A 16,607-nucleotide genomic window follows, 5' to 3' on the forward strand; every position below is an offset into this window, starting at 1 on the left:
TGGGCTGCACATCAGGTCAGTTCAGCTTGACGTGCTTCCGCAGGAAGGCAAGCAGCGCCGCGCCTTCGGGCTCCGTTTCAAAAATCTCGTTACCAGCCAGCATGTAGGCTTTGAGCAGATTTTCGATAGCGTTCTTTTCATCGCCCAAAGACAACTGCACCTCACCCAAGCGGTAAAAGACAAACGGATTGTCTTGCGTTCCCGAGCTGCGAACTGCGTTGATCAGGGCATCACGCGCATCATTGGCTTTGCCTGCCTGCCAATACGCATCTCCGATGGATGCGTAGAGCCATCCTGCCGCATCCCAGACAAACCGTGGCTCCGGCAGAAGGTTTATCGCCTTGAGCCATGATCTGATTGCACGATCAGGATGACCGGCATCGAGTTCTTCGTTGCCTTGCTCACTCAGGGCAGTGATCTGGTCATATATGGCATCTGGCAGTTCCACGCGTTCATTTTCCTGCTGTGATAAAGGCGAGGTACTTGTCATCACTTCCCGCAAAGGGCCGTTTGCCGAACTTGGTGTAGAGATCGTCAAAAAGGCGACGGGCAGTGTCGAGATCGCCAAGGTCATAAGCAATTGAAGCAGCCGTGAAATCGACATGCGGGTTCTGGCCTTCGGCGGCTCCATAGGCCTCTCTCATCCATGTTACTGCTTCAAAAGCCTTGGTATTTTCACCTTGGTCTCGCAAAAAATCGATAAAGTCGCCGATCAAAACTTGCGACACTTCATAATCGCCGCGCGGGCTGGGAATGTCGGCCCAAGCTTGGCGAAAGAGGCTTTCCGCAAGTGCAGAGTCGCCCACATCTTGCGCTGCGTAGATTGCGGTCATTGCTTCGTCGAGCGTGTCGAAGTCTGTGATCGCCATGGTTTGCTAATTCCCGGTTCGTGGTGGCAGATATTGCTGGCTCTGTCCGAGGACTGCGCCAGACGAACGGTTGAGCGAGTAGTGATCTAGCACGTAGTTTTTCGAATCGAGCATGAATTTTCGGACTTCAGGGCTCTTTGGGCCATGGTTTCGGCCAACATTGTTCCACCATGTTACCGCATCGGTGCGGTGCGCCATGTCGGCGTCATTGAGTGGGTACCATTTGTCATCCGATGCTTTGAAAATGGTTTTCCCTGTCCTGGGATTGGTGCGCAGTGTGCCTTCGCCACGCATGCGCTCAATCACTTCCTGGCCGGTTTTGGACGCCTTTCCGGGCGTGCGGCCCATGTATTGTTCGCGCAGACTTTGCCGCTTGGGCGGAGCGCCTGCTGCATTCTTCGGCTTTTTTGCCGGCCCCTGTGAAGGCGGCGCGGATGCCGGAGCTGCACGCTTGGCTGCTCTGGCAGGCTGCTGACGCGGTGCCGCTCCTGCGCTCGACACCGGTACAGCGCTGCGGCCGCTGCCCCCTCCGGCCGACTTTGGCACAAACCGGCCAACAATAGCCATCAGCAGATCTGGCCCCATGGTGCCAAGTGCTTCGCCATAGGCTTTTGCAGCCGCTTCGAGTTCGGCGTTGGTATTGGCGCTTTCTGCCTGCACCGTGGCAAGCACGAAGGCGCCAATGCCCTTAACTGCTTTAAGGCCGCCATTGGCCCAGGCCAACAAGACAAGCGTGGTATTGACCGCAGCGCCAGTCAACGGGTTGGTGTTCGCCAGCGCAACGCCTGCGGCCAACGCGATCATGATCGCAATGTTTTCAGGCTGAAGGAATGCTTCTACTGCGGCCTTGATCGCTTCCCCGCCGGCCTGAGCGGCATACGGGGGACTGCGTTTCAGTGCTTCGCCTATCCTTTCAAGAGAGCCCATCTTGCCCACGGGCGGTTCAGCATCGGGTCGCGCAGCCAGCCTAGCTGCTTCTATCGCCTGTCTGACAACCGCTGCATCCAGCGCGCCCTGACTGATTTGCTGCGCAAGAAACCGGCGCAACCATGCTCCCTGCAATCTGGCCATACCGTCGGGCAGGAGCCTGCCTGCCTGCCGGTCCAGTTGCCGTGCGGTTTCATCGCCTTCGCGCAACTGGCGAAGAACGGCGACGGCTTCTGCGGGATTGAGATGTTGCAGCGCTTCTGACGGCAGCATCCCTTTGCGGGTAATGATCAGGCGCTTCTGGTTTGTTCCAACATTTATGGCACCAGTCGTGATCTTGGCCAGATCAGCCGGCCCCAGCGGCATATTGGGCGTACGCAGCATGACCGCTTCAACATATCTGGCACCAAGCTCGCGCTGGAGTGTAAGCACAAGGTCGGTAGCGGAGCAGCCTTCTGGTGCGCGGGCGGGGAAAACATTCTTCCACTGCGAGCGCAACTGCAAGATCGCAGCTTTGTCCTGCGCCAAGCTGCGGATGGTAGAATCACAGCTCTGATTGTCACTTGCGCTGCGCATGACCGCAGGCAGCGTGCCTGCGCGCGCAACGAGCAGAACACCGCTACTGCATCTGATCTCGATCAGTTTCAACAGCTGCCCCATCCATCCGGCAAAAGGCCTGATTACCCAAAAGCATTCTTGGCGTGCATTTCTTGGCGTTCATGTGCGCAAATTCACAGCTCTGGCACCAAGTTCGCACTTGAACATCGATTGGCGGACCACGCAAGATGGACCGAGCCCAAAGGGATTCACTTCGTGCCAGAACTGGATGTACGCTTGACCACTCCATACGACCGCGTCGCTTATCCCACCACGGTCTTTCCGCAGACTCATCCTGACCGGCTGTTCACGCTGGCACGGCTTGCGGGGCTAGATCCGGTGCTGCCGCAAGAGGCCCGGATATTGGAGATTGGCGGTGGCACGTGCGTGAATCTGTTGGCGATGGCGGCGATGTGGCCAGGGTGCGCTGCGCACGGGTTCGACCTTTCTTCAAACGCCATTGCGCGGGGGCAGGAAATTGCCTGCGCGGCTGGTCTGACCAACGCGACGCTGGCGGTTGAGGACATTTGCGAGGCCCATAACCGCTACCCCGCCGGATCGTTCGATTATGTGATTGCGCACGGCGTCTATGCATGGGTACCGGATCATGTGCGCGCGGCCACTATGGCGCTGACCGCGCATGTCCTATCCGATCGCGGCGTTGGCTTTATCAGTTATAACGCGATGCCGGGCGGACATGTGCGCATGATCATGCGCGAAATGTTGCTGGATGCCATTGGACATATAGATGATCCTGACGAGCGGATCGCCGCAGTGCGCGATTTTCTGGAAGAGTATGCTCGCCCGCGCGAGACCGCTGATGACCTTTTGGCCAAGGCTCTGCGCCAGCAGGCTGAAAATATGCTGCTGCGGCCCGATGCAGTGCTGTTTCACGATGAGCTTGGCCCCTGTTTCAACCCCCAGCGGCTGCGTGATGTGGTCGCAGCAGGCAATGCCAATGGCCTGATTTTCCTCACAGATGCTGGCCGTAATCGCCAGCTTGATGGCTTCCTGCCCGAAGGCGCGGACTTGCCCGACCATCCCGATTTGGCCGTTTTGGACGCTGCTGGACGCGACGACTATGCCTCGCTGCGCTATTTCCGCCAGACCCTGTTTGTGAAACAGGCCCCGGATCGCGTGATTGATGTTGAGCGGATTGCCGACCTGTGGCTTTCAACCAAGATGCGACAGCAAGAGGACGGGACGTTCAAGCACGGCGATGACGTGATCGAGATCAAGGATGAGGCCTTTGCCGCGGGACTGATCCACGCTGCGTCAATCTATCCGCAGCGCGTGCCATTGTCGCAGATCACCACCGATCCTGCGCTTTTGCGCATTATCGTGCAGCTTTGTGCCGAATGGTATGTGAATCTGCATCCGGGGCCAGCACCGTTTCCGTCCACGCCCTCGGATTTGCCCTGTTCGGGCGCGTTGGTCCGGGGCATGCTGGAGCAGGGGGAAGTGATGCTCTGCACGATGGACCACACCGTGCTCAAGATCGAACAGCCCGAACTGCGCGCCCTGTTGATGGCTGCCGATGGCACCCGCAGTGTGGCGGAAATCGCCACGTTGGGCACCGGCATTCCGCCCGAAGATACATTGGCCGCGCTTACGGCATGTTGCAGCAAGGCGTTGATGCAAAACTGAGGGCGATCAGCTTTCCGGTCTGGCTCTAACCCAAGCGTATCACACCAAACTCCCGAGCACGTCGAGGGGCTCGAGACGAACGGAGGGGTAGCTACCGGGCTATCGCGCTTTCAGGTCCGGCCCATCCTGCAACGCGCTGCCCGCCAGAAACCATAGCGCTTGGCGGCTGGGCATGAAGAAATAGCCGCCCCCGCGAAGCGTCACGAAGCGTTGCAGGTCTGTCAGGTGCAGCGGCGAATTGCGACCGTGGATAGTGAAGCCTGCCCTTTCGCCGCCCACACCGCTGGTGTGGTGCATGGCAAAGGGATCGGGTTCCCCTTCCAGACCATGAAACGTCGGTGAGGCCAGCCATGTCTGCTGCACGAATTCAAACTGCCGTTCAAGATCGGCATTGAAGCACATGAACAGAGTGCCAAGCGCAGTCTCGCCTGAGGGATCAAGATAGGGCCGCCCGCGCCGCAGCAGGCGATGGCGGTTGGTCACAGAAAGTTCGGCCGGATCGGTCTGGGCCAAGCTGTCGCGCGGGAAGGACCGGCGCACGTGGGCACCGAAGGGGCAGCGCAGCCCCTGGGGATCGGCGTCCTTGTACAGAAAGCCGTTGCGCCGCATCGCATCGGCTCCGCTGCGAAAGGCGGGGGCAAAGGGGTGATCCACCAGCGTGGACCCATCGCGCCATCGCCCCAGCATCTTGGCCGCGACCCATTCGCGCGTGCGATGCACGTTGCCATCTTGCGGGTTGATCGCATCGCGTTGGGCACAGACCTGCTCTGCCACGCGATCAAGCTGCCTTTCGAATCCGCTTACATCCTGTGAAAGCTGGCGGATCACCAGATAGCTGCCGTTGCGGCCAAAATCGCGCGGGGCGGCGGGGCTGCCGGTGAAGTCGGGATATTCGCCCGGCTGGCCTTGCGGTGGTGCGGGCAGGCGCTGGCGGCGCAGGCCCGGGGCCAGATCATCGCGCTCCACTTGCGGAGAGGGTGGGTAGTAGCCGCGGTTGTCGGTATAGCCCAGAATGAATTCGCCCGGTTCAACCCCGTGGACCGGATCAGGCGCGCCATGCCGCCCCGGAAAACCGCGCACCAGCGGCTGCGATACGCCATCGACAAAGCCGAACGGCTCGGTCGATAATTCTTCGGTCGTATTGGCGCGGGCGTGGGTGAAAGGTGCGGCCGAGGCGGGCTGAAGCGTGTCAGCCCCATCCCAAGCCGCGCGAAAGGCCGGAAGATCGAAGGCATTGATGCCGGTGCGGATATGGGTGGTCTGCGTCAGGCCATGCACTTCAGCCTCGGCCAGCAGGGCATCGATCTGCAAGGCGTGGGCATCGTCCTTGGCATAGAGCAGCAGCGCGACGTGGGTGTCGGCATCGCACCATTCGATGGTTTCAGGATCGCTTAGCGCGCGCCTGCGGCTTTCGTGGGCCATGCCGAGGGCAAATGCGGGCGGAAAGCCTTGCGCTGTGCCGCTCCCTTCCAGCGCCAGTTCCCGGTCCAGCCCCAGCAGGCGCAGGCCCGAAGCGGAAAGCGCCAGATTGCATACGATATCCGCTGGCGGCTTGTCCCCAAAGGCAATCTCGTCACGCGCCAGCAACGCGGCCAGCCAGGATTGCACGCGGGCATAAGGATGCTGTCCATCCTGCGGATTGGCTGCGCCGAAGTTCAATCCCACCACATAGCTGTGCGGATGGCGGCGCAGGCCGCCGAACATCAGCGTCTGGATTTCCTCGTACTGCAGGCCATAGGCGGGTCGAGGGATCGTGCCGAACAGGTCGAGCCATGCTTCGGCATGGGAAGGGCAGCTTTCCAGCGCCTTGCGGTGCAGCAGACCGCTGACGATCAGCGCGTGCTTGCGGATGGCGGCGGTGGACAGATCGCGATAGGCCGAGAACCAGAAGGGCGTGGGCTGCATCGAATTGCGGGCAAAGCGCTTCATCCGGTCGCCATCGGCCGCGCCCTTCAGGAACAGGAACTGCGTGGTGGGGAAGCCTTTGGCATTGCTCCAGATGGCCGACACGCCTTCGGAGGACTTGGTGATGAAGTCCTCCAGATAACTTTCCCAGCTGCCATCGTAGTTGGACAGGAACACCAGCTGCCGCGTGCCCGGCAGCACCACCCACCGGGCGGCGTGGATCGTGCCGATCGTGGCAAGGAAGCCGCGCCGCATCGCGCCAATCCGCGCCATCGTGGCGATTGCGATGAAGGCGAGCGGGAGCGAGAGCTTGCGGATCAACCCGGGGCGAAGGTGCGTGATGCTGATCATGTGGTTCTGCACCACCCCGGGCGCGCTTTCGCAGGCCATCATTGCCCCCAGCGCGGCGGCAGACGGGGTGCGGTCCTCTGGCATGTTGGCCCGTTCGTCGCGGCGGAGCAGCAAAGCGCCGACCGCCACGATCAGCACTGCCAGCAGCAGAGTCGGCATAATCGCGCCAAGCAGCGCCGGAACCACGCTTTCCCCGCCCAACAGCAGCGCGATCAGCCAGAGCGCATAGGGCACCGCCAGCAAGGGCAGCCACAGGCCCCGCGCGCCAGCCAGTGCCCGTCCGATCCAGCCCAGAGTGAAGCCGGTGCGTAAATACTCCAGCCACGGTGCATCTGCCGTGTCACAAAAGGCAAGCACTGGCGGTTTCTGTTCGGGCAGCCCTGCCAGTTCGTCCTTCAGGGTATCGGCCACCACTTTCAGGATCGCCTGCGGGCTTTTCATGGTGGAATTGCGCCGTTCACTGGCAATGATATCGCGCGCGGTTTGCACTATTTTCCGGTTTGCGGTGATGGATGCAACGCCAAGCCCCGGCAGCCCGTTGAACGGCAACCCCAAAGCCCGACCGGGCAAGCGCAGGGCAGACTGGCTGATGCGGAAACTGTGCTTCTTCAGCAGCGGCAGCACGGCTTCTGCCCTGTCGATCCGGCTTGTCAGCTTCAGCAGCGGCAGCAAGGCCGCGCCCGCATGCTCTACAATCTTCTCAAGCGCGACATCTGGATCCCCGTCCACGGTGGCTTCGATCAACAGATGCGCGGGGCTGCCGGGTGCTTCGGGCGCAATTGCATGGATACTGGCAAAGTGGACCAGTCCCGTATCGCGCAGGGATTGCGCGATGGCTCCTTCGGCAGGATTGCCCAATTCGGCAATCTTGCGCTCAATATCCTTGTTGCTGCACCATTCAGACTTGTCGCCAAAGGGGATGGCGATGGTGATGACGTCCTGCGAAAGGCTCACGCGCGGCTCCCGTGCTGATGGCGGTCAAATTTGTCGGCGGCTGGCAACAAAGGGCAAATCGTCTGGCAGGCTCGCAAACAGAGCCATTCCTGCATTGCCGAATGGCGCAATTCTGCCCTGTGTGGCGGCAATCGCCTCACGCATGATGGTCCATGCAATGCCCCTGCCATAGCACAAGTGCGGGCCCTGCAGTGGGCCGGAGGTGATGTAGGGCCGAGCCGGATCAGGCGCAAAGCGGCCCGGATCGGGGAAAGCTGCCGGATCGCGCGATGCCGCATCGATCAGCACGACCACACGGTCTCCGGTTTTCAGATCAACCCCGCGCCACGCACCATCGCAGCGCACGGTTCGCGTCAACCGGCTGCCGCCAGTCAGCCGCAGCGCCTCGTTGATGGTCGCATCATGGCCCTGCTGGCTGGTGCCGGGATCGGCCAGCAGGCTGACCAGCTTGTCCCATCCAATCCCAGCCCGCTCGCCTTCGGGCGAGCAGGCAAAGGCTGCCATTTCGCTCAACGATTTGCCCACGATCAACACCAGCGCGCCGGTCAGTTCGAACAGCACACTGCGCGCCTGCAGATCGTAGTCCTCAACCCCGGAGAATTGCGGCTTCACCGATGCCAGTGCCGACAGCAAGCTATCGTGTGGGGCCACTTCGGGCAGAGCCAGCGCCGCATCGATGGCGCCCAGCGCAGGCATCGCCGTTTTTCTGGCAAGCCAGCGCAACCAGCCCTTGCTGTTGACGATGGTGCCGAACACGTGCCCAAATAACGCCTGCTGCATCAGCAGCATTGCGGCGGCATCGCCCAGTTCGTCTTTCAGGCGCAAGGCCGGGCCGGGGCGCATCACATTGCGCGCAAAAACCATCAGCCGCACCAGTCCAGGCACGGCATCAGGCGCTGGAACTCCAATAATCCGCCGCGCCATGCGCCACGCGATCAGGAAGGCATATTCACGCACGAAGTTTATCGGCTCTCCGGTATCTGTCCTGCGCTGCAGCACATTCAGGATCGCCTCAGCTTCTTCGCGCGCCATGGCGGCAATCCATTGGCGGAAATTCAGCGTCATGCTGGCTTCGCCGCCGGTGTTTGCCACGCCCCGCTTGGCGTCCAGCCAGCTTTGCGCGGTGTGAAGCTGGCGGAGCCGGACCCGCCGCTTCTCGTCATCCTCACCCACCAGATAGCGTGTGCCGGGCAAGATCTGTTCCAGCAGATCATCGTAATGCCGTAGTGAAAAGACCGCTTCTTCGCACAAGACGCCCGTCACTGCATCGTGCCGGGCGGCAACGAACACGCGCACCTTGGATTTTGGGTCTTCGGCCGCGGCGCAGCGTTCCAGCGCGGGGGCAGAAGGATCAAGCAGCCGTTGCCCTGCATTTGCCAGTGCGGCCTCTACGCTCACCGCTGCAAAGCTTCCAGACGCCGTTCCAGCACAACGAGGCCAAGGTTACGCACCTTGTCCTGCAGTTCAGCAAATTCCGGCGCTGCCATGTCCGCTTCGTGCACCTGAGCGCACAGGGCCAGAGCATGCAGTTCGTGAATGCGATCCTCGCAATCGCGCGCATGGGCAAGGGCAAACGCGGCAAGTTCGTGGGCCAGCGCAGAATTGCCGCGCACCATCGCTAGCCGCGCCCGCGCCTCGTGCAAATAGTACGTAGCCGAAGTGCGCACGTGGCGAAAATGCCCACGTTCCACCGATTGCGCCAGAATGTCTTCTGCTTCGTCCAGCAGGCCCAGTTCAATCAGGCACAGCGCCAGCCAACTGGCGCTGGCAGGTTCAAACCCCAGAAAGTTGTGCCGCAGACAATCGGCATAGGCGCGGCGCAGCAGCTTGAGTGCGCGATCTGCGCGACCCTCGCGATAATGCAGATAGCCGTGGGCAAGATCGGCCAACAATTGCGAATAGGCGTGGGCATAACGCCGCGACAGCGTGATCGCTTCTGCCACCCAGACCCGTGCCTTTTGGATCTGGCCAAGGTCGGTCAGATACCATGCGCCGAACGCCCGCGCGAGCACATGAGGGATGACGACCACCGCACCAAAGGTTTCCCCGCGCAGGCTTCCGGCCAGCCGGTTGCCCAGCCGTTCGATCCGGGCAATCGCTTCTTGCGGCTCACCGCTTGAAAAGGCGAGGTAGGCTGCGGTCAGATCGGCATACGTCCGGCGGGGCAGACTGTCATGAGCGTCAAGGTCTGCTTCGGCCAACGCCAGCCAGCTTTTGCCCCGGTTGGGCGCGCCGTCGATCCAATCGAGCAGCGCCATGTTGATCCGCGCTACGGTGCGCTGGCCAGGGCCGAACTCTATCCGGCCCTCGGCCACCGCCTGGATATCGTCGCGCAGCACTTGTTCCTGCGATAGCTGCTGCAGCGTATCGAACGCCAGCATGGCAAAGCGCGCGCGCTCTTTGGCCGCTGCGGGCGCGGGCAGGCGCGCGGCAACAGCGCAGGCCCTGCCATGCAATTGCCGAACGGAATCAATGGCTGCCAGTGATAAGGCCTGTATGCATGCCTCCCACAAATGGTTGAGCGCTTGTTCGTGCAGCCCTGCCATTTCGGCGTGATTGGCAAGCTCGGCATGGCTTGCCATATCATCGCCTGCACTGCCCCGTGCAGCAGCCTCAGCCTTGGTCTCTTTCAGCATGGACAGCGCGCTGGCATGCATTTCAGTGCGCCGCCGCCGGGCCATGGCGCGATAGGCAGCTTCCTGAACCAACTGGTGTGAGAAGCGGGCCACCCCGGTGCCGACAAATTCGATGACGCGGGCTTCGACCAGCCGGGCAATTGCCATTGCCGGATTGCGGCAGACAAGGCGGCTGCCACGTTCCAGCCTGCTGATGGCGAACACCGGTCCCAGCACCGCACAGAACTGGCAAAGGCGGCTAGATTCAGGATCAAGCGCCGCCAGCCTTGCGGCCAGCAGCGAATCGAGGCGCGCTGGAAGCGGGCTTGCCGCCTGCGCGGGCACGCTGGTTTGCGCCTTGCGGCCTGCTGCGCTGCCGCCAGATGTAGCGCCATGTGCAGCGCTTTGCAGCGTCACGGCAAATTCCTGAAGGGCCAGGGGCAATCCCTCTGCCCGCTCTACAATCCGGTCGATCGTGCCTTCGTCGGGCTTGGCTGCCGGGTTGGCAAGGGAGACCAGCACGCGCGCCTCGCTGGGCGATAGCGATGCAAGGGTGACGACATCGTTGCAAAGGCCGCCGATCTGCAGCGCGGCCTCGGGTCTTCCGGCAAGGATCATCGCGATCCGGCCACCACGCCTGATTGCGGCCAGTACGGCTACCGTCTCGCTATCCAGATACTGCACATCGTCAACCAGCCACGCCACCTTGATGTGCGAAGCTGCCAGTTCGGCAATGCGCACGATCGTGTCGGTCGCAATGCGGCTGCGGTCACCAGGTGAGAGTTGCACCAACCACCCGGTTTCGTCGCTGATCAGCCCGGTCAGACACGCTTTCTCGTTGGCAGAAAGGTTCGCAGCAGTAGCGGGATCGGGCGTAAACGGTTGCAGCAGTTCGACCAGATGGCGCAACGTGTGCCCCATGCAGCCGAATGGCACAGCCGCCAGCAGCGCCGTGCCGCGCACTGCAGCAAATGTGGTACCAAAGCCCGCTGCAAGCCGCGCTGCTTCAAGCAGCAAGCGGCTTTTGCCCATGCCGGCCTCGCCGATGATCCCCAGCGCGGTTTGCCCACCTTCTGCCAGCCCGCCGATGACTGAACGGACCTTTTCAAACTCGGCATCGCGGCCGATCATCGGAAGAGTGGCATTCCCCTTGACCGGCACCCCATCACCGCCGCCCAGATCCACGGACAGCACCTCGAACACGGCCTCGCCCTGTGCCTCGGGGCTTTCGCTTCCTCCGCCTTCGACGCTGCCTGCAGGCCGCAATTCGCACGGTTCTGCGATCAGCGAGGCCACCGTGGCCGAAATCGCTACACCGCCGGGCGGCGCCATCTTTTCAATCTGCCCGGCAACGTGCGCGGCGTGGCCAACAACATCGATCAGCGATCCGAAATCGTTTTCCTGCCGCCGCAGCAGGATTGGCCCGGCATGGATGCCGATCCGCACTTGTGGCGCAGGAAGTACGCCCAGCGCGCCGCTCTTCAGCGTCTCGATTACCCGACGCGCGGCCAGCACGCCACGCAGGGCGTGATCTTCAACTGCCGGCTGCACCCCGAAAACGGCCATCACGCCATCGCCCTGTATTCGGACGACGAAGCCGCCAAAGGCGTGAATACCTTGCTGGATAAGCGCGATGGATTGATCCAGCAGATCGCGTGCATCATCAGGATCAAGCGCGCGCAGCAGGCGCGTGGACCCCACGATATCGGCGAACAGAATCGTGGCAAATCGGATTGATTCAAGGTCGGCAGGCATGCCGCCGCCCCTTTCGGCCCCAGGCGCAGCCTTAACGCGCCTGTCCCCACCAATTTCGCTGCCTGCCACCCGCACGATCTGTTGTTGCACCCCGGTGCCGGGCGCGGCGAATCCCGCAGCTTACCCCCCGGCATTCCCACGTATTCAGGTTGTAGCAACATTCGCAACGAAAAATGGTGCAATGCCAAAAAGGTGTTCAGTTCCGGGACCGTGTTTGCAGCCAAATCCGCATCAAGGATCAGGCCGTCCATGGTCTCAGCACAGGCCGATGATGTCATGCCCGTGGCCCATGCCGGACCTCTCGCACATGCTGTGCAACCGGGCGCGGGTAAAGCCGTTGCGGCATTGCGCAAGCGGCCTGCCATCAAGGTGGAACCCTTGCAATGGCACGCCTGCGCGCGAAAGACGGATTGACCAGCCCCAGCGGCGGCGGCGCGAAGCCATCGCGATAAAGGCATCGCACTGCACCACCAGACACGGCGGGCGCAGTTCCTCGCGCGCGCTCAGCAGGCGCGCCACCTGTTCGTCGTCAAGGCTGAAGCGGGCGATGTCCATCTCGTCCAGCCGGGGCACAGCTGTCGAGCCGACCGGAGTGACGATCGAAACCGATGGGCGCAGCACGGCATCGCCAAGACGCTTGAACTCGATATCGATCGGACCGGGTCCGGCTTTCCAGAGCAGATAACGCAGCATAGCCTCGGCGGGGTGTGGCGCGCTCAAAGCTGCGCGGGGGAAGGCAGGCTTTAAACCTTGCCCCTCTTTCCCCGGCCATGCGGTTGGCCAGCGCACCTTGCGCTTGTGATTCTTGGCACATTCGGTAAGCGAGTGCGCGAAATGCTTCGGAAACGGACAATAACTGTGCCGAAATCGTATCTGTCAGTCCCGGACAATGTGCGCGAAGTGCTGGCACGCAAGGGCCGTACGGTGCGCGTGCGCAAGGGTCACGTCCTGCTCGCCGTCGGTCTTCCGGCCAACGATGTGTATATCGTGCTAGAAGGCAGTGTCAGCGTGTCGCTGGTATCGGCTCAGGGGCGCGAAACAGTGTTGCGGCTAATCGGGCCGGGGGAGATGTTCGGCGAACTGGCCGCGATCGATGGGCAACCCCGCTCAGCCGATGTGGTGGCGGTGGAAAACAGCACGCTGCTGGTGCTTCCCGGCACCACCTTTGTCGAACTGATTGAAAGCGAACCCGTGCTATCCTTGTGGCTCGCCCGCTATTTGGCGCATCAGGTGCGTTACCTGACCAACCGCATCTATGAACTGTCCACCATGGGTGTCGGCCCGCGGCTTCAGGCTGAATTGCTGCGTCTGGCCGGTGATCCTCAGCCCGATGGCTCTGCCTGCATCGCGCGGATACCTACGCAAGCGGAACTAGCAGCGCGCATCGGCACCAACCGCGAAACGGTAACGCGCGAGTTTGCGCTGCTGGTGCGCGAAGGCCTGCTGGCGCGCGAAGGGCGGCGCATTTTGGTGCCCTCGGTTGCGCGACTGGAAGACCGCCTTCATCGCTATTCGCAGACCGCTTGAAGTCTTGCCATCAAGGCGATTGCCAGACGGGCCTGTTGGCGGATAGCGTTGAAGGCGCATGTTGGAAGATCTCAAGAACCCCCGTCAGGCCGCCGCGCGCGCGCCAAGGCCCGCGCACCGCTTTGGCTGGATCGTCGTCCGGCTGATCGCGGCATTCCTGTTCCTTTCGGTGGCGCAGGTGGTGATCTACAAGTTCGTGCCGGTGCCAACCACGCTGACCATGCTGATGGACGAAAACCCGGTGACCAAGGACTGGACGCCGCTGGAGGATATCGACCGCGACATGGTCGATGCCGTGATATCGGGTGAGGACGGCAAGTTCTGCTTGCACAACGGCTTTGATCATGCCGCGATGATGCAGGCCTTCAAGCGCAACCAGAAGGGCGGACGCATTCGAGGCGGATCAACCATCAGCCAGCAGACCGCCAAGAACGTATTTCTCTGGCAAGGCGGCGGCTATGTCCGCAAAGGGCTGGAGGCGTGGTACACCGTGCTGATCGAAACGATCTGGGGCAAGCGCCGGATCATGGAAGTCTATCTCAACGTCGCCGAAACCGGGATTGGCACCTATGGCGTGGAGGCAGGCGCGCAGCGCTATTACGGCAAAAGCGCCCGCAAGCTGAGCGCGGTTGAAGCGGCGCGCATCGCCGCTGTCCTTCCACTGCCCAAAAAGCGCGAAGTCAAAGGTGCAGGCGGCTTCACACGCCGCCACGGCAATGTCATCGCCCGCCGCGTTAGCGTGGTAAAGAACGAAGCGCTCGATTCCTGCGTTTATCGTTGAACTGAAATCGCAAAAAAGCGCGGGAAGGTTACCCCTCCCGCGCCTTTTTGTATTCAGCCTTCTGGCGGTGATCAGAAGCCGACGCTGATCGTGCCGATGACCGTGCGTGGTGCGCCAACCTGGGCGAACGGCACGCTGGTCAGCGAAGTGGCCGCGCCGTTGAAGCCGCCGACATAGACTTCGTCGAACAGGTTCGAAACGTTCAGCTGGAAGAACGTGTTTTCGTTCAGACCCAGGAATTCCAGGCTGAGACGGGCATCCAAGTCGACCAGCGTGTAGGCCGGGGTCTTGTTCGGATAGACCAGCGCACCCGCGTTGGTCACGACCGGCAGGTTCTGGTCGTTCACGAAACGCGGACCCGTGCGCTTGGCCTGTGCGCCGAGCGAGAGCGGGCCAAGGTTGCCCTGAACGCGCGTGCCGAAGGTATAGACCGGTGCGCCGCCTTCACGCTTGCCAGCCGTCTGTGCAAAGACCGGGGTGGAAACGCCGTTGACCGTCGTTTCGCTGACAACAACGTTGTTCTTGATCTTCGACCAAAGGTATGAACCGAACACGTAAATGCTGAGCTCATCGACCGGCATGTACGAGACCGAACCATCAAGGCCATACTTGTCCACGCGGCCAAGGTTGCGGAAGATGGTGGCATCAAGATCCACGTCGAAGGCCGAAGCCAGACGGTTGTTGTAGATCGTGTACCAGGCCGAAGCCTGTGCCTGCACCCGGCCCGAGCGCACGCGCATACCAAGGTCGAAGTTATGCGTGGTTTCTGGATCGGGCTTCGCTTCGGCACGATCGCGCGCGAAGAAGAACGAGTTGTACAGGTTGTCGGTGCCCGGAACCTGCAGACCCTGCGAATAGTTGCCGAAGATGCTGGTATCGCCACCCACGCGATAGGTGAAGCCAACGTTCGGCAGCGGCTTGTTGTAGTTGAATACACGCTGCTGCGGTGCCTCAAACAGCGTAGCGGCGTTATAGGTGGTGTTTGCAGCATCAGTGCCAAAGCAGGCCACATTGCCAGCCGCGCTGGTGGCAAAGCAGTAGTTCGTCAGATTGCGGCGGAAGAACGGCATACGCACGCCAACCGTTGCGGTCAGATCACCAAAGGTGCCGCGATATTCGCCCGAAACCTGATGCAGGATCGCATAGGACAGGCGGTTACGCTTCTGCAGCGAGGTGCCATCGCTGGCCAGCAGCGGGTTGTCTACCGGGAAGAAATCAGCGCCAAAGCCGTTGATTGCAAGCAGGCCTGCTTCGCCGGTCTGACGGTGACGGCCACGGTCATACGAGTAGGATAGACGGACAACGTTGTTTTCATCGATGTCGTAACGCAACGATGAAATCACGCCAAGACGCCACGTTTCCGTCTGGCTGGGGCTGTGAACGCGGACGGTGTCGAGCGTATCGCCATCGCCGTTGATGTCTTGCCCGGCGAAGTAGTTGGCAACTCCGCTCGAACCCTGAATGAAGCCCACCAAGTTTGGCACAAGGTTCGTTGGAGTGCGACCTTCGCTGGCCAGCAGTGTGCCACCGCCATTGGCCTTCGTGTACTGCACGCTGGGATCGATCGTCAGCACCAGACCATCTGCCAGCGTAAAGCGCGAGTTCAGGCGGATGTTGCCGGTGTTCGAAGGGTTGAAGCGATAATCGAAGGCCGAACCGCAGCTGGTGGCAGGATCAACAGCGCCAGCGACGGGTGCAGCGATCGTGCAGCGCGCGACGGGGATGTCACGCTCGGCCTTGGTATCTGGGAACGAGGCGCTGCGCAGGCTTTGCGAACCGAAGAAGTTGTTGCGGTTCTGGTTGTAGTGCGCGGCGAGCGAGATGAAATCGCCATTGTCGCCCAGCGGCTGATAGATACGGGCGTTGATCTGCTTCTTGTTGATTTCGCCGATACCGCCAAAGATCGTGTCGTTGGTGGCAGAGCTGGCGGCGATGAATGCGCGCAGGCCCGAAGGTGTCAGCACGCCAGTATCGACCATGCCGAACACGCGCAGGAAGTTGAACCGACCGGCCGAACCGACCATGCGGACGCCAAACTCTTCACCCGGCTTGCGCGTGCGGTAGTTCACGGTCGAACCGGTTGCAGCGGCCGTGGGGCTGTCAACATCGGTCGAGCCGAGGTTGACGTTGACCTGCTCGATCAGTTCAGGGTCAAGCTGCTGGTTCGAATAGAGCGCATAGTTGCCGGTATCGTTCAGCGGCAGACCATCAAACGTCTGCGAAATGCGGCTGGCATCGAAGCCACGGATGGTCAGCGTACCGCCAGCCGAACCGAACGGGTCGTTGTTCTGGAAGCTGACGCCGGGGACCAGGTTAATGATGTCGTTGACGGTCTGGCCAGGAGCCTGACGGCCGATGATGGCCTGATCCAGCACCTGCTTGGCGCGGCTGGTGTCGGGCGTTTCAATACCACCGACAGAGCGCGTGACCTTGCCCGAAACGATGATGGTTTCATCAAAGTCGATCTGGCCGGTGGACTGGGCGAAGGCGGTTCCCGAAAGGGCAACGCTGCCGATGGCGAAGGTCGACGCAGCGACCAGAAGCTTCATTTTCATTTCTTGACCCCGTTACTGCACCGAATGGCGCGGTTTTGGCGCGGGTGATGTCCGCGCCGCTGGCGTAGCCTGGCCCGGAGCATGATTTGCGAGAATCACCTCAGTCCGGTCAGTTGCCAACGGC

Annotated in this window: 11 protein-coding genes; 3 read left to right on the forward strand and 8 right to left on the reverse strand. The window is 61.6% G+C overall.

Annotated elements, in window-relative coordinates:
- Positions 1 to 16 precede the first annotated feature (16 nt).
- Genes AC2A1F_RS00650 through AC2A1F_RS00660 form a run of 3 tightly spaced genes read right to left on the reverse strand, consistent with a single transcriptional unit; the run spans position 17 to position 2,372 of the window.
- A complete protein-coding gene (locus tag AC2A1F_RS00650; RefSeq protein ID WP_484206853.1) occupies positions 17 to 490 on the reverse strand; it encodes a tetratricopeptide repeat protein in 474 nt (157 codons plus the stop codon).
- Positions 453 to 869, reverse strand: a complete 417-nt coding sequence (locus tag AC2A1F_RS00655) for a hypothetical protein (RefSeq protein WP_484206854.1) — start codon at positions 867 to 869, stop codon at positions 453 to 455. The genes AC2A1F_RS00650 and AC2A1F_RS00655 overlap by 38 nt, the downstream gene beginning before the upstream one ends.
- A 6-nt stretch (positions 870 to 875) precedes the next feature.
- On the reverse strand, positions 876 to 2,372 hold the full coding sequence (locus AC2A1F_RS00660) for a hypothetical protein (protein ID WP_484206855.1): 1,497 nt from the start codon (positions 2,370 to 2,372) through the stop codon (positions 876 to 878).
- 258 nt (positions 2,373 to 2,630) lie between these two features.
- Between AC2A1F_RS00660 and AC2A1F_RS00665 the strand changes: the two genes are divergently transcribed.
- Positions 2,631 to 4,040: a methyltransferase domain-containing protein gene (locus AC2A1F_RS00665; RefSeq protein WP_484206856.1), complete on the forward strand. Its 1,410-nt coding sequence runs from the start codon at positions 2,631 to 2,633 to the stop codon at positions 4,038 to 4,040.
- Positions 4,041 to 4,139: 99 nt separating this feature from the next.
- Here AC2A1F_RS00665 and AC2A1F_RS00670 read toward each other — a convergent pair whose 3' ends face one another.
- The 4 genes from AC2A1F_RS00670 to AC2A1F_RS00685 form a co-directional block, all read right to left on the reverse strand.
- Positions 4,140 to 7,250, reverse strand: a complete 3,111-nt coding sequence (locus AC2A1F_RS00670) for a Dyp-type peroxidase (protein ID WP_484206857.1) — start codon at positions 7,248 to 7,250, stop codon at positions 4,140 to 4,142.
- Between the two features lie 24 nt (positions 7,251 to 7,274).
- The gene (locus AC2A1F_RS00675; RefSeq protein WP_484206858.1) at positions 7,275 to 8,648 is read right to left on the reverse strand and encodes a cytochrome P450; all 1,374 of its coding nucleotides are present in this window, start codon (positions 8,646 to 8,648) and stop codon (positions 7,275 to 7,277) included.
- A complete protein-coding gene (locus tag AC2A1F_RS00680) occupies positions 8,645 to 11,620 on the reverse strand; it encodes an adenylate/guanylate cyclase domain-containing protein (RefSeq protein WP_484206859.1) in 2,976 nt (991 codons plus the stop codon). Before AC2A1F_RS00680 ends, AC2A1F_RS00675 begins: the two co-directional genes overlap by 4 nt.
- A 255-nt stretch (positions 11,621 to 11,875) precedes the next feature.
- Entirely contained in the window at positions 11,876 to 12,340 is a 465-nt protein-coding gene (locus AC2A1F_RS00685) for a hypothetical protein (protein ID WP_484206860.1), read from the reverse strand.
- A 138-nt stretch (positions 12,341 to 12,478) separates the two neighbouring features.
- On the opposite strand from AC2A1F_RS00685, the gene AC2A1F_RS00690 reads away from it, so the two are divergent.
- Both AC2A1F_RS00690 and mtgA read left to right on the forward strand, forming a co-directional pair.
- Positions 12,479 to 13,147, forward strand: a complete 669-nt coding sequence (locus tag AC2A1F_RS00690) for a Crp/Fnr family transcriptional regulator (RefSeq protein ID WP_484206861.1) — start codon at positions 12,479 to 12,481, stop codon at positions 13,145 to 13,147.
- 58 nt (positions 13,148 to 13,205) lie between these two features.
- Complete coding sequence (gene mtgA, locus AC2A1F_RS00695) at positions 13,206 to 13,928, forward strand: monofunctional biosynthetic peptidoglycan transglycosylase (RefSeq protein WP_484206862.1); 723 nt, start codon at positions 13,206 to 13,208, stop codon at positions 13,926 to 13,928.
- Positions 13,929 to 13,999: 71 nt separating this feature from the next.
- Here the strand turns inward: mtgA and AC2A1F_RS00700 are convergent, their stop codons facing one another.
- Entirely contained in the window at positions 14,000 to 16,483 is a 2,484-nt protein-coding gene (locus tag AC2A1F_RS00700; protein WP_484206863.1) for a TonB-dependent receptor, read from the reverse strand.
- Positions 16,484 to 16,607: the final 124 nt, after the last annotated feature.

Source organism: Novosphingobium sp. HNCC26BN242, from assembly GCF_057180525.1.

Excerpts from the sequence above, each read along its gene's own strand:
- AC2A1F_RS00650 (WP_484206853.1), bottom strand. The coding sequence starts at position 490 with ATGACAAGTACCTCGCCTTTATCACAGCAGGAAAATGAACGCGTGGAA.
- AC2A1F_RS00655 (WP_484206854.1), bottom strand. The coding sequence starts at position 869 with ATGGCGATCACAGACTTCGACACGCTCGACGAAGCAATGACCGCAATC.
- AC2A1F_RS00660 (WP_484206855.1), bottom strand. The coding sequence starts at position 2,372 with ATGCGCAGCGCAAGTGACAATCAGAGCTGTGATTCTACCATCCGCAGC.
- AC2A1F_RS00680 (WP_484206859.1), bottom strand. The coding sequence starts at position 11,620 with ATGCCTGCCGACCTTGAATCAATCCGATTTGCCACGATTCTGTTCGCC.
- mtgA (WP_484206862.1), top strand. The coding sequence starts at position 13,206 with ATGTTGGAAGATCTCAAGAACCCCCGTCAGGCCGCCGCGCGCGCGCCA.
- AC2A1F_RS00700 (WP_484206863.1), bottom strand. The coding sequence starts at position 16,483 with ATGAAAATGAAGCTTCTGGTCGCTGCGTCGACCTTCGCCATCGGCAGC.